The following is a 13,850-nucleotide window of genomic DNA, read 5'->3' as shown; positions in this document are numbered from 1 at the left end:
CCTAAATTTTAATTCGAATGATATCAGGAAGTCTCCACTTCGGTCGAGAACCTGTTAACTAGCCATTTGTCTATTCGTTTGATGGGTTCCATCACCCACATAGCAAAGACAAAGGGAAAAGTCAGGGTAGTCCAGCCATGATGTATCATAAAATGATCAAAGTAAGTGGCTATCACAACAGCGATAAGCACGTATACACCGTCGCGAACACGCTGGCCGCTGAGTGCAATTCCCACCAAAACCGCATTGAAGCTAAAAATACCATTATTGGTCATATCTGTAGATTCGTGCCCGTGGTGGGATATATAGATACTTACGATTACAGCGGCCGACGCATAAAGAGCTGCAATAGGCTTGCTGATAAAAACTCCGATAAAGAAAATCAGTCCTGCAATTAGACTGCCCTGAAAGATCACCTGTCCGAACGCATGCCCTTCAATTAGGAAATCATCCATCTCCTCGATATCGACAAAATGATCAGGCACTGTCCGTAGTGCCAATTCAGGAATACTCAACACATATAGTGCGATCCAGGTGATGACGATAAAAGGGAAAGTAAAGACAGGAACATTTTTTTTCAAAGCGAACCCCATTAGCATGGTGGTCAAAGCTGATCCAAGGATCAAGGCTCCCCATACCCAGATGTTTGCCTGAAAATAAAAAACCACTGCGATTCCATACAATGCAGCATTAAAACCAAACAGTCCATCATGGATGTGCTCCTCATCAAACTTCATCAGTCTGGCTGTTAGGATGCCAACTATATTCGCCAGAATTCCGGCAAATCCCATCAGTACTGAATCATAAATAATTGCTCCGATAAACAATAGGCCGGTCCAGCTATTGCCTTGGAGCATAATCTGCCCAAATCCTTTAAAGAAAGCTTTTACAAAGGCGAGGATGTTATTTTTCATACGTAGATAATTTTGTTATTTGTTCAATTGTGAGGATGGCTTAATTCAGAAACAGCGACGTCCACAGTATACTTTCAATTTCTTTAAAAAGCATGTACAGCTGCTCTGCGCCATAACCCAATACACGTATCATAAAACCATCCTGCTGTAATTGACTGATGCCAAAAGCGACGTCTTTTGTTTCGCCATATTTTTCATAGAACGTTTCAACCCAATCAGTCGGGTCCAGTCCTGCACTATTCAGATAGATTAGAGTACCCTGATGTGTATAACCTTCCAAAATACCGAGCCCCTGAATAGGCATACGATCAGGCTGCAGAAGTACGTTGTCCTTGAGAACCAGCTTTCCATTAACGAAGCATTCCGTCAAATTTTGAAAATGGTTATATTGAAACTCTTCTCCCGACATCTTACGCCCACAGGTCACGATTTCACTCAGCAATAAATGGCAATTTGCCGCAAGGTGAACAACATTATGGCTCAAAAAATGTGAAGAATGCTGTGGAACAACAGGGTGAGGCACATAAGAGAACACAGCCCCTTCGCCAAGACGGACCTGCATGGTCTGAGAAGAGTGTCCCTTCATATGGAACAACCGTTGATAGGCCTGCGTCTGCAACTGCAACTTCGCACCGGCATCAATATCTATCTGGATCTGATGATCATCGCCATCCAGCAGCCCCGGAGAGGAACTCATAATCATCAGATAGGCTGCATTGTCATTTTGGTATTGCCCGACTGGAACAATACGAAAGGGCTGGGTGACGTACGCATCCTTCATAAAGGATTTTCCTTCACGATGGGCTATTTTAACAGCTAAAGAACACACCATAATTAACGTAACAACTTAGGTTCTTCAATATCCTGTAGCAATGCATATTTTTTGATCCAGCCCACAATTTCCTCCAATCCTTCGCCAGTTTTTAAATTGGAAAATAAAAAGGGAGCTCCTCTACGCATTTTACGGGCATCGTTTTCCATCACTTCGAGACTTGCGCCGACATATGGTGCCAGATCTTTTTTGTTGATCAGCAGAAGATCGGAACGAGTAATTGCAGGACCACCCTTACGCGGCATTTTCTCGCCTTCAGCCACATCGATGACAAAGATGGTAATATCCGCAAGGTCGGGACTGTAGGTCGATGTCAGGTTGTCGCCTCCACTTTCAATCAGGATCAGCTCGAGGTCGGGAAAACGGCTCGCCAATTCGTCAACAGCTTCTAAATTCATACTGGCATCTTCGCGTATGGCTGTATGCGGGCAGCCACCGGTCTCCACCCCGATGATACGTTCGCGCGGCAATAAACTATTTTTTGCCATAAATTCTGCATCTTCTTTGGTGTAGATATCGTTGGTAATCACCGCAAGGTCAAGTTCATTCACTAAACGGCGGCTCAATCTTTCCAACAAAGCAGTTTTACCAGAGCCCACAGGGCCACCGACACCAATTTTAACATATTTTCTATTTTCCATTTTGTATATTTTTAAGAGATATAAACCCTAGAGTATAATCGTTCGTGCTGCATGCAGCGGATATCAAATCCAATATTGCAGAGGCCCACTAAGTTTCGTTCAACTGACAACGTCTCCTGACAGAGGCCAAGGATGTCCTCGTGCAGGCTAAATAGTATATCCTGGCCGTCCAACTGCCCTAGTGGCACGAGTTTTACGGCATTGGTTACCATGGTGATCGCCGCATTATAGTAGAAGGCGTGCAGCGATTCTTCAAGAGGAATCTCCAGCAGAGCGGCCAGCATCCCATACATCAGACAATAGTGGCTGTCGACTTCTTTTTTTTGTATAAGTGCACCCCAGGTGAGCACCAGATTCTCTGGCTGGTAGCGACTGAATATTTTATAAATACGTACGCCTAATTTTTTGCTGGCTTCACGAATTTCTTTGGCGCTTTTCAGCGCAGTACATTCTTGGTCCAATGCGATAAGGGCTTGCAGGTCCTGTGCTATCGTTGCTTCATAAGCCAACCTCATCAGCGCAGCATCGTTGTACTTCAGGTTGTACCACAGGTTACGTCGTACATATTTCTCAGCCGTCGCTTTGTCATGGACCAGTCCTTGCTGCACGTAGGTCTCCAATCCATTGGAGTGCGTGAACCCACCAATAGGCAGCGTAGGATCTGCGAGATGGAGCAATTTGCCCAGAAAGGTATTTTTCATTGACATAAATTATTTGTTCATTATTTGCTTGCGAAGTGTTAGTGCGCTGTGTTCGGGCTTACTACTTACTATCGATCATTATTGAGATATTTTTTGTCGAAAATTTCAGCTGCTCATGATGTCTGGAACCCACGTTTGCATTCAGCTGATATAGAAGCTGACGTTCGCAAAGTTCGGGGCCGAATCCATGTTTGGACAACCATTCAAACATAGACCGTTCGTAAGGCATGAGCAATTCATTTGCCTCCACAAAAAGAGGCAAATGTTTGTTACCAATTTCACTGCACAGATAAGCTATATCCAGGAAATCAGCCGCAATCACTTTGATCACTGAGCAAGGCCGGATCGTAACGATCACTACTTTTTCATCGTCTTCGTATAGAATATCGCCCTCCTTTAGACAGGCAGTATTGCCTAAAAGTCTTATTGCGATATCCATACCTTCAGCTGTGCGGAGTCGCTGTATTCGTTTGGTGGCTTCATACCATTCTATCGCAAGTAGATCATGACGTTTATGGATCTGCTCATATCGGCTATTTCTTGTAATCTCAGTAACGATCATAAGATTAAAAGAAGAGGTTTTTTGATAGTCCCAAACCTACGGTAGAACCGTTGATACCTGTAATGACTTCATGATCATCAGCCAGCACTGCATCTTTGCCATGGATCTTTTTGTAAGACAGCTCCGCTACTTTTGCCTTGAGTGCCCAGCCCTTTCCGAGGTTAATGCCAACTAATGGGTATACTCTGAACAGGAAACCATTGTATTTTCCATCAAGAGGTCCTTCTTGGCCCACTACATGCTGATCGCCCCATAAATAATGTGCGTCCACCTGTCCGATCAACATAAAATGCTCACCTAAAGGCCAGGTGTTGCTATAGAATGGTCCCAGCTCGTGAGTATGATCTGTAAAGTCCAGCGCTTTGTTGTATGCTGTATTAAAGCCGTAGTTGACCCCGACATTCATGTTGTCGTTGAAAAAGTAACCGATCCCGACCGGTGCTGCACCAAATTGGTGACCTGCAGTGGTCTCGTGATAATTGACCGAGCCATAAAGCATGATGCCACCTTTTTGGGCAAAGGCTGTATGTATTGAAAAGCAAGCTGTGGCCAGACAGGTACTCAAAAAGATTTTTATGTATTTCATATATCTGTTTTTCATATATACTATGGCGCGATCAGCTATCACGCCATAGTGGTGGTCATCGGGTTAAAACAAGAAGTATAATTGTCCCAAAGAGACGGTATCAACCGGTTTTGACCGCAGTATTTCTCCGTCTAAGCTCACTTCATAGTTTTCTGGATTCACTACAATTTCGGGTGTTGCGTCATTATGGATCATGTCCTTTTTGGAGATGTTCCGGCAGTTTTCTACCGGAAGCAGTCCTTTGGTCAAACCATATTCTTCTTTGATGTTGTTATCGCATGCTATTTTGGACACGAAGTTGAAACACGTGTGGTGCACAGCTTTGCCCAGACCACCGAACATGGTCCGCAGCATAATCGGCTGAGGTGTAGGGATGGACGCATTTGCATCCCCCATTTTGGATGCGATGATCATTCCACCTTTGATAATCATTTCTGGCTTTGCGCCAAAAAGAGCTGGTTTCCAGATGACCATATCTGCAATTTTTCCGGGTTCAATTGATCCTACATATTTTGAAATACCGTGTGCTATTGCTGGGTTGATCGTGTATTTGGCAACATAGCGGCGTGCGCGGAAGTTATCATTTTGTTTGCCTTCGTCTTCAGGCAGCGGACCAACCTGCTTCTTCATTTTATCTGCTGTCTGCCATGTGCGGGTGATCACTTCCCCCACACGACCCATTGCCTGAGAGTCTGAGCTCATGATACTGAAGACACCACGGTCCTGCAAAACATCTTCCGCAGCGATGGTTTCCGGACGAATGCGTGAGTCTGCAAATGCCACATCTTCGGGAATCTCTTTACTCAGGTGGTGGCAGACCATCAGCATATCCAAGTGTTCATCTATTGTATTTTTTGTAAAAGGGCGGGTCGGATTCGTCGATGCGGGCAGTACATTTGGATACATCGCTGATTTAATAATATCCGGAGCGTGTCCACCACCAGCACCCTCAGTGTGAAACGTATGGATGACCCGGCCATTGATCGCCTGAATCGTATCCTCCAGAAAACCGGCTTCATTTAATGTGTCCGTATGGATCGCAACTTGTACATCATACTTATCTGCGACAGACAGGGCCCTGTCAATTGTGGCGGGTGTCGCTCCCCAGTCTTCATGAATTTTAACACCTAAAGCGCCGGCTTCGATCTGCTCGACAATAGGCTGTTCGGTACCGACATTTCCTTTACCGAAAAAGCCGAAATTCATGGGTAAGTCTTCGACAGCCTGCATCATACGACGGATATTCCATTTACCCGGGGTGACAGTTGTTGCATTGGTACCGTCTGCAGGTCCTGTACCACCGCCGATCATCGTGGTGATCCCACTGTATAGGGCAGTCTCTACTTGTGTAGGGCTAATGTAGTGGATATGTGTATCTATACCTCCGGGCGTCAGGATATAACCTGCCCCACCGTGCACTTCTGTTGAGGCTCCAATTATCATATTCGGCGTGATGTTGTCCATTGTGTCTGGGTTTCCCGCGCGACCGACACCAACAATTTTTCCATCCTTAATACCAATATCACCCTTGACAATTCCCCAATGGTCAATAACGATCGCATCGGTAATTACCATATCCAAGGTCCCCTCATCACGTGTGTGTACCGAAGACTGGCACATTCCATCCCGCACGGTCTTTCCACCACCGAATTTAGCTTCATCGCCATAATAAGCATAATCCTTTTCCACCTCAACAATGATATCTGTATCACCTAAACGGATCTTATCGCCACTGGTGGGACCAAATATGGCGCTATAATTTACTTTACTAACTTTTAAACTCATGACACTTTATTTTTAAAGCCTTTTTCCTTCACTTTTTTTAATGCATTCTCTTTCGCTACTTCAGTCTCGGTATCGCCGTTAACCAAGTCATTATGACCATATATCCGTTTCGCTCCCGCATAAGGCACTAGCTCTACCTCTTTGGATTCTCCCGGTTCAAAACGCACAGCTGTACTGGCAATAATATTGAGACGTTTTCCGAAAGCTTTTGCCCGGTCAAACTCCATCATTCTGTTCACTTCAAAGAAATGAAAATGCGATCCTACCTGGATAGGTCTATCGCCTGTATTGGTCACAGTGATCGTTGTCACTTCTCTGCCTTCGTTGCAGATAACATGACCATCTGCTATAAAAAATTCTCCTGGAATCATCATATCTATTTTAACGGTTATCGAATCGGGTTATGAACAGTCACCAGTTTTGTGCCGTCGGGGAAGGTTGCCTCGATCTGCACATCGTGAATCATTTCAGGTACACCCTCCATAACGTCCTCACGCGTCAACAGTGTGGCGCCAAATTGCATCAATTCGGCCACGGTACGTCCATCGCGGGCAGCTTCCAGCAGCTCACTGCTGATCAAAGCAATAGACTCCGGATAATTTAATTTAAGTCCTCTAGCTTTACGTTTTTTCGCTAGTTCGCCTGCAAGATGAAGCAATAGCTTCTCTGTCTCTCTAGGTAATAAATGCATATAAAAAATTATTTAAATTGTTGTTATTTCAGTCAAGATCGGTCATAGCGAGCCCATACGATTCAAATAATCGTTCCGAAATTGGGGACAGACAAAAGCTTGATACAGAAACTCAAGAGTTTCATGTAAGGAGCCTCTGTCTATTAAGAAAGGGGAAAGTTATCCCTGAAATGGGATCTTTAAACTCTGGAAGAGAATATATTTCGGTGGTAACACCAACCGGTCCATATACGGTGTTCTGTTATTCGGCAGTTGGAGAAATGCCGGATAACAGAATAAAAATAGACAAACAGAGAGTATTGCCCAATCAAGCAATTTACTCCATTCATCTTTTAAATCCATCTGTTCGGTGATGTCATAAAGATCATGTTCATGAACAGCAGCAACTAAATACTCCCGGTCAGATGGATGGTTTGTATCACCAACTTGCGGTTGCGCAGCTATTCCATCCAAGCGGATGTAAGAAGGCGAAAGTACAGCAGCATGCTTAGGCACAGCCATTCCTCCCAGGAGTACAACGCCCAGGAGAAATACGATAAAAATCCAACTATGTCTAATAAATGTGTTCACTAATCCTATTTTTTGTTGTCCAAATTTACAACCAAAGCAGACCACCTCAGTAGTACAAATCTTGAATTAAATAGTCTAAATTTGTTCAAAAACCTGCTTTACACCTATTCTCTCCATTTTCATGTTAAAAGGAATAACCGAGGGAAACCATGATATTCCTTGGTGCCCCAGCAAAAGCCCGCGTGTAATCAAATCCCCCAAGAAAGTAATACTTATCAAACAGGTTATTGAGGTTTATTACGATCTTCATTGCACCTAAATGATAGTAGGCGGCGGTATTGACCGTTGTATAAGAAGGCCACTGCCCCCATAGCGCATTTCCTGCATCGTCTTTCCCTATGCTATTATCCATGCGCCTTTGGTCCACATAATAGACTCCCACACCAAAGCCAAGCCCTTTTAAAGTTTTTTGCGAAAAGACATACTTGAGCCAGGCACTCGACATATTTTTGGGAGCTCCAGGCAAGGTCTGCCCCACTTCAGATGCGACAGATGAAGATTTCACTTCCGTATCGTTATATGTATAATTGGCCATTACCTGAAACTCAGGCGTCAGCTGCCCACGAATATCCAGCTCAACACCTCGCGAAAGGGCATTGCCTGACTGCCGATATTCAGGCAGACCAGAATCGTTGATTGTACCCGTAGCAATAAGCATATTTCGACGTTCAATATGAAAAAAGGAAAGGTCCATTTGTAACTGCTCTTTAAAAAAGCCTGTTTTCAACCCAGTTTCGATCTGAAAACTACGTTCGGCCTCAAATGGTTTATCCGCACCATAGTCCTTATAATTCTGAATAAAGTTGGCTCCCACCGGTACAAAACCTTGCGAGTAACTCGCAAAATAATTAACCTGTCTATTTATTCCGTAGGTGACTCCAAGACGTGGCAATAAAGCATTCTGGGTCGCATGGAACCGATTTTGCCCATCAATGGTTTCGGAAGAATAGTGTTCATGCCGTATGCCAAGGACCAATTTCAGCTGATCTGAAAAGCTAATCTGATCTTGTATATATTTACCTGTCGTCTTATATGGACTCAAAAACGGATATGCCACCTGCGTACGCCACACGTAATTGGTCAAATCATGCGTGGTATACATGGGATGGTTGAGATCAAACGTCAACGGGACCACCTTCCCATCTATGTTCTGCTGTCGTGCCTCGCGCAGCTGATTTTCTTTATCACCGCGGTATTGTGCAAAATCTATCCCAGCAACGATATGATGGTCCATTTTGTTTCCAGACAGATCCCACTTCACATAACCAACCACATTATCCGTATAATCCCGTCCATGACGGTCAAAAAACCGCATATTCATTATGGTATTGTACGGAGCATCCGCGAAAGTATTTAAGGTGCGGTGCTCATTGACGTCTTCCTGATAAATGGACTTCATATAACTGAGGTTCAGGCTAAGATTTTCTGTTAGCTTTTGAGTAAGACGTCCACTTAGTGAAAAGGTTTTCGAATTGTAGAAATCAGAAGGCTGACTCAAAGTAAATGAACGTGGAAGCGCATAGAAATTATTTTCTTTGATTCCCATGCCGCGGTCCAGATAACCATTGAATTGATTGTAGACGACGTCCACATCCACAGTAGTTCCCACCCTGGGCTTAAAGGTAAATGAGGGCGCGATCATGATGCGTTTTTGGCGATTGACATCGCGAAAAGTCCTTGTATCTTCATAGCCCCCATTGAACCGGTAAAGAATTCGCCGTGCACTATCCAGCGGACCACCCAGATCCACCGTGGTACGCATGGTTTCGAAACTTCCACCGGCAAAGGTTACAGCACCTTTAAACTGCTCCAAGGGTTTCTTGGTCGTCATATTGATTGTCCCGCCGGGCACCACATCACCAAATAATGAGGCTCCTGGTCCTTTAAGGACTTCGATATTTTCGAGATTAAGAGTCAATGGCGCATTATAATAACTATTGCCATAACTATAGCCCGAGCGAAGGCCGTTCACTAAACGTATGCCCGTTTCATAACCACTTTTAAAACCGCGGATGATCACATCGTCATATGACGAAGCTTCCGTTACTCCGGCCAGATCCTGAATCAATGCGCCTGTCGTAAAGGCCTGTTTATCCTCAATAAATTCCTTGCTCAGTACAGCGACAGATTGTGGAAGGTCTTTCAATTTTCCGGCGAACTTCCCCCCCAATTCCATATTGTTCGTCAAATAAGAATTATTGCGGCGACCAGTTACCAGCACTTCGTCAAGCGTCCTGTCATCTTCTTCGAGCGTCAGCCGCAGACCTTTTTTAACATTCCAGCTGATTTGTTCCAGACTAACGAGCTGTGATTTATAGCCCAGTGCGGCAACCTGTAACTGCAGGGGAAATCCTACGGCAGCGATCAAACGAAATTCGCCATCGGCATCTGTAGTCGTTTGCTGTCCATGATTGGCCAGTGTTATGGTAACCCCTGGAATGGGCACGCCATTTTTATCCTGTATTTTACCAAATATTGCAGTGCCTTGCTGCGCATACACCCCGATAGGAGCAACAGTTGTCATTAATGCGAAAGCAAGCGTCTTCATTGAATTATTCATAAAAATCCGTTAAGAGCTATTTCATCAGTTCTAGTTTCTTCTCGCGTCGAGTGCCCGACAGCTTGCCTACCAATAGTTCCATATGAATTGTAGGAAAGCCACATTCCTCACATACATCGCTGATTCGGAAACCTTGTTTTAACCAAAACTCACAGGCCCCTTCCAAAAAAGGATGTGTATGTAAATAAAGGCGCTCGATCTCTTCACGCTTTGCTATTCGCAGCAAGTATTCAAACAATACTGTCCCAAGACCAGTCCGGCGATAGGCGGGATCCACAAAAAGGCGAGCAACCTCCACGGTCTTACGTTCGTCAAGGCCGAGGTGCGGAAACCGATAATCGTAGCCGAGCATCCCGATTACGCCAACTAACTGGCCCATACAATCTCGCGCCTGTAAAAATGTTCCCATTTGGTTATCGAGATATACCCGTTTAAAATCAACTAGATCTTTCGGAAGTTTGTTGGCATCCAGCATTGGGAAGAGCTGTTTTCGAAATTCAATCACGTAGGGCAATACAGTATCGATATCCTCCTCAGTGATTGTTGTAATTGATATGTTATAACTATGATTTTCCATGATAATTGCTCTTTTATTGTCCTGTCTTCACATTGACCAACCTTATGCTTATATACCTCTACATAAGCACACCTATTCAGCTACACTCCGATGACCTGCTTTACCTCTTCTTCAGAGACCTTTAAACTGGCAGAGGATGGGATACTTCCCTTCAATGCGGGTACGAACATCCACTTGCCCTGATTTACCAGGGAATTTAGCGGTAGTTGGTAGGTCTGTTCGAGCTGTTCACGAACCTGCTCTCTACTCCTATGCTGCAGATCTATCAAGGTATTATCCTGCATCAAATAGAAATGGTCTCCAAAAAGATAAGCCATATTGGGATCATGCATGACACATACCACAGTCCGTCCTTCATTTGCCAAGTCCTTTGCCGCCTGCAAAACGGCTATCTGATAATTGAGATCTAAGTGGTTGGTGGGCTCATCCAACAACAGTAAGTCGGGCTGCTGTACAAGTATACGACAGAGTAATATCAGCTGCCGTTCGCCTCCGGACAATGCGGTATAGGCTTTGCTCATTAAATGTGCCAGACTAAATTTATTCAAAATAGCATCTACTGCCGCAAAATCTTCCTTAGCTGGTACAAACCGGGAAAATGAAGCCCTGCCCGTTAAGACCACGTCCCCTACTTTAAATGGGAAAGTCGTCTGATGAAACTGATTCAGGAAACCTATCTTCGAGGCACCGGGTTTGCCTACTTTCCAATCGCGCCGCTCCGTTTCGCCAATCCGCACCGAACCATGATACTGTCGTTCAAGGCCAGCAATGATGTTGAACAATGTCGATTTCCCGCTGCCATTCCGTCCTAAAATGACGGAAAGCTTGCCTTTTGTAAAGGTTACATTGACATCACGTAAAATGGTATGTTTACCGTAAGCAAAGGAAAGGCCCTTGATATGTATCGATTTGCTCATGAGTTCCAGTTAATTTCATTACGGCGCATCAGATAAATAAAAAGCGGAGCACCAATGATCATTGTAAATACGCCGATAGGTATTTCGAAGGGCATTACAGCCCGTGAAAAATCATCTATAAGCAAGAGAAATGTTCCGCCGATACTGATATTAGCCCATACCACAATATTGTTGTTGGGTCCAAAAATCATCCGGCTTATATGCGGCACAATGAGCCCGAACAAGCTAATGACGCCCACCGCTGCCACTGCCGATGCCGTAACCATAGTTGCCACAGCGATGCAGATGATTTTCAGTATCTTTGGATTTACGCCAACAGCGATGGCTTCTTGATCACCCAAAGCCAATAAATTTAACTTCCATCGCAGCAGGATCAATATGGCCAGTCCGATTATTATTGGGAAACAGGCCGAATATACTTTTGACCAAGAAGCGGTATGAAGATTCCCCATTGTCCATTGCACAATAGCTTGCAGCTTGTACGGATCACTGATATACTGCAATAGGGTCAACATTGCGGTAAAGACACCAGAAATGACCATGCCGGCGAGAACCATGCCAATGATAGAGCTTTTCAATCCGGCATTCGACACAAAATACGTCAATAATACCGCACACACACCAAATAAGAATGCTGAAATATTTACCGGTAGAATTGGGAATAACATTGCCAAGGCGGCCCCGAACGCAGATCCAGACGATATTCCCAGCGTAAAGGGATCCACGATCGGATTTCTGAAAATGGATTGCAATATGCCTCCAGAGGACGCTAGTGCTGCACCGACCATAAAAGTTAAAAGAATCCTTGGAAGGCGTACCTGCCATAAGATCGTATCCATATTGTCCGTTAATACGGCGGAACCATGACCTCTGTATATGCCGAGCTGCAGTCCTATGCGCTGACATAACTCCATCAAACCAACATATTGACTTGAGCCGACCAGCAGCGATAAGAACAGCAGCAGTAGCGGCAACAACAGCAGTAAAGAAAGTTTCTTGAATCGTTCCATTATTGGAGAAGTCCCGGTTTACCATATAACTTTTCGAAGGCTATTGCCAAGTCGTTCTTCAGCTGTCCTTCCGTATAACTTTCAAGACACCAATGGCGCACCTGCTTGGCGAAGAGCATAAACTTCACCGTATGTGGATCAAAAGGAAACGACGGGGTCATCACAAAAACCTGTTTATTTTTGACCGCTGGTAATGCTGCAAGCTCTTTCAGATGATATACATCAGAAAGTTTCGAATTCCAAAGGATAATCAGATCGGGATTCCACTTATAGATAGTCTCTGCTCCTACATTTGGAGCTTCCATTGTCAGCGGACAAGCATTGGTCGCCCCCGAAAGACGAATTGCCATGTCAATAAGGCTACCTTTTCCTGAAGTGGAGAGCACCCTACCCTTTGACCATGCATAATATACTTTCTTTTTCGTCTGGTCCGCCGGTAGCACCATTTTTTTGACTTCGGCATCCACAAATTGCACAATTTCCTCCGCACGTTCTTTTTTTCCCAATAAAGTTCCAGCTCCGATTAATTCGCTGAAGATGCTTCTTTCGTCTTTAGAAGAAAAAGTGAAAACAGGGATACCGAGATTTTCCAGTTGCGCAATGTTATCCTGATCGGTATTAAAAGTTAGTACCAAATCCGGATTGAGCGCTACGATACTTTCCACATTGTTGGCTTGTCCACCAAGTGTAGGTGTAGGAATACTTTTTCGGGCGATGCGAGGGTCTAATCTGGACAAAAATGCGTAGGTATCTTCCATATGATACACCTGTTCGGGGATACCCACGAGACTGTTCTCAGCCTGTAGCATATAGACTTCGTCAACCAAAGACGAGAACAGCACTACCACTCGTTGTGCAGGCTTCACCAAGGCAATTTCCTGCCCGCGACTGTCAATGGCTTTCACAGCATCAGTAGCTGAACTATGCTGTCTATTCTGGCATGCTTGCAGTAGAATAAACAGCAATGCCAGCCCAATATATTGTTTAATTATTTTCATTCTTTCTGCTATCCTTTAGTTGTTGGCGGATCGAATTTTCGGTTAACAATACAGCCTTCTCTAACTGGATAGCCGTACTGTACTTGCTCAAAAGCTGCTCATACAACCGGCCATCGTATGGTAACCGGAGTGCTAGCGTATCCTCAGCTTTAAATATGGGTAGATGCCTGTTGCCTATGAAATAACTAAAGTCTGCCAGCTGGGTAAAGTCCAAGGGATCAAACCTGATGGTAAGTGTCGGCTTGATGGCAATAACTGCTTGCAGTTTTCCCTGTGCATAGAGTGCATCCCCCTGATGCCATATTGTCCCTCGTTGTAATTCCAACAGCAGACCGTTCCCTGCCAGTGTGCTTCGGGTAAGGCGGTGTTTGTTCACTTCAAACCACTCCAACAACAAGTGGTCTCCGGCATGATCTTCAAGACGGCCGGGGATAATCGTATCTATAACTACAGGCTCTGTATTCATTATTACATGTATTTGTTGTCAGCAAACTTCCTTTATCGGA

At 44.6% G+C, this 13,850-nt stretch carries 15 protein-coding genes and 1 pseudogene; all 16 read right to left on the bottom strand.

The genetic code is table 11. The features are described 5' to 3' along the window. Positions 1 to 23 precede the first annotated feature (23 nt). On the bottom strand, positions 24 to 914 hold the full coding sequence (locus tag K7A41_RS22775) for an urea transporter (RefSeq protein WP_028068589.1): 891 nt from the start codon (positions 912 to 914) through the stop codon (positions 24 to 26). Between the two features lie 40 nt (positions 915 to 954). After that, complete coding sequence (locus K7A41_RS22770) at positions 955 to 1,746, bottom strand: urease accessory protein UreD (protein ID WP_265715710.1); 792 nt, start codon at positions 1,744 to 1,746, stop codon at positions 955 to 957. Between the two features lie 2 nt (positions 1,747 to 1,748). Beyond that, positions 1,749 to 2,387 (bottom strand): urease accessory protein UreG, encoded by a 639-nt coding sequence (gene ureG / locus K7A41_RS22765; protein WP_265715709.1) that lies wholly within the window; start codon positions 2,385 to 2,387, stop codon positions 1,749 to 1,751. An 11-nt stretch (positions 2,388 to 2,398) separates the two neighbouring features. Continuing rightward, complete coding sequence (locus K7A41_RS22760) at positions 2,399 to 3,088, bottom strand: urease accessory protein UreF (protein ID WP_265715708.1); 690 nt, start codon at positions 3,086 to 3,088, stop codon at positions 2,399 to 2,401. A gap of 61 nt (positions 3,089 to 3,149) precedes the next feature. Further along, positions 3,150 to 3,650 (bottom strand): urease accessory protein UreE, encoded by a 501-nt coding sequence (locus tag K7A41_RS22755; RefSeq protein WP_051606480.1) that lies wholly within the window; start codon positions 3,648 to 3,650, stop codon positions 3,150 to 3,152. A 4-nt stretch (positions 3,651 to 3,654) separates the two neighbouring features. Beyond that, positions 3,655 to 4,236: a hypothetical protein gene (locus tag K7A41_RS22750; protein ID WP_265715707.1), complete on the bottom strand. Its 582-nt coding sequence runs from the start codon at positions 4,234 to 4,236 to the stop codon at positions 3,655 to 3,657. A 63-nt stretch (positions 4,237 to 4,299) separates the two neighbouring features. Beyond that, the gene (gene ureC, locus K7A41_RS22745; RefSeq protein WP_265715706.1) at positions 4,300 to 6,021 is read right to left on the bottom strand and encodes an urease subunit alpha; all 1,722 of its coding nucleotides are present in this window, start codon (positions 6,019 to 6,021) and stop codon (positions 4,300 to 4,302) included. Between the two features lie 65 nt (positions 6,022 to 6,086). Beyond that, positions 6,087 to 6,392 (bottom strand): annotated as a pseudogene (gene ureB / locus K7A41_RS22740) (urease subunit beta); the annotation flags it as partial. A gap of 17 nt (positions 6,393 to 6,409) precedes the next feature. Next, positions 6,410 to 6,712 (bottom strand): urease subunit gamma, encoded by a 303-nt coding sequence (gene ureA / locus K7A41_RS22735; protein WP_028068595.1) that lies wholly within the window; start codon positions 6,710 to 6,712, stop codon positions 6,410 to 6,412. A gap of 159 nt (positions 6,713 to 6,871) precedes the next feature. Further along, positions 6,872 to 7,282 carry a hypothetical protein gene (locus K7A41_RS22730; RefSeq protein ID WP_265715705.1) on the bottom strand — a complete coding sequence of 137 codons (411 nt, stop codon included), beginning with the start codon at positions 7,280 to 7,282 and terminating at the stop codon, positions 6,872 to 6,874. Between the two features lie 124 nt (positions 7,283 to 7,406). Beyond that, entirely contained in the window at positions 7,407 to 9,842 is a 2,436-nt protein-coding gene (locus K7A41_RS22725; protein ID WP_265715704.1) for a TonB-dependent receptor, read from the bottom strand. Between the two features lie 16 nt (positions 9,843 to 9,858). Then, entirely contained in the window at positions 9,859 to 10,419 is a 561-nt protein-coding gene (locus tag K7A41_RS22720) for a GNAT family N-acetyltransferase (RefSeq protein WP_265715703.1), read from the bottom strand. Between the two features lie 80 nt (positions 10,420 to 10,499). Then, on the bottom strand, positions 10,500 to 11,336 hold the full coding sequence (locus K7A41_RS22715) for an ABC transporter ATP-binding protein (protein WP_265715702.1): 837 nt from the start codon (positions 11,334 to 11,336) through the stop codon (positions 10,500 to 10,502). After that, complete coding sequence (locus tag K7A41_RS22710) at positions 11,333 to 12,346, bottom strand: FecCD family ABC transporter permease (protein WP_265715701.1); 1,014 nt, start codon at positions 12,344 to 12,346, stop codon at positions 11,333 to 11,335. The genes K7A41_RS22715 and K7A41_RS22710 overlap by 4 nt, the downstream gene beginning before the upstream one ends. After that, positions 12,346 to 13,344, bottom strand: coding sequence for an ABC transporter substrate-binding protein (locus K7A41_RS22705; RefSeq protein WP_265715700.1), 999 nt, complete (start codon positions 13,342 to 13,344; stop codon positions 12,346 to 12,348). The genes K7A41_RS22710 and K7A41_RS22705 overlap by 1 nt, the downstream gene beginning before the upstream one ends. Next, on the bottom strand, positions 13,331 to 13,810 hold the full coding sequence (locus tag K7A41_RS22700; protein ID WP_265715699.1) for a hypothetical protein: 480 nt from the start codon (positions 13,808 to 13,810) through the stop codon (positions 13,331 to 13,333). The genes K7A41_RS22705 and K7A41_RS22700 overlap by 14 nt, the downstream gene beginning before the upstream one ends. Positions 13,811 to 13,850: the final 40 nt, after the last annotated feature.

It is taken from the genome of Sphingobacterium sp. InxBP1 (assembly GCF_026191775.1).
Lineage (GTDB): Bacteria > Bacteroidota > Bacteroidia > Sphingobacteriales > Sphingobacteriaceae > Sphingobacterium > Sphingobacterium thalpophilum.
This window is presented reverse-complemented; position numbering and strand designations above follow the sequence as displayed.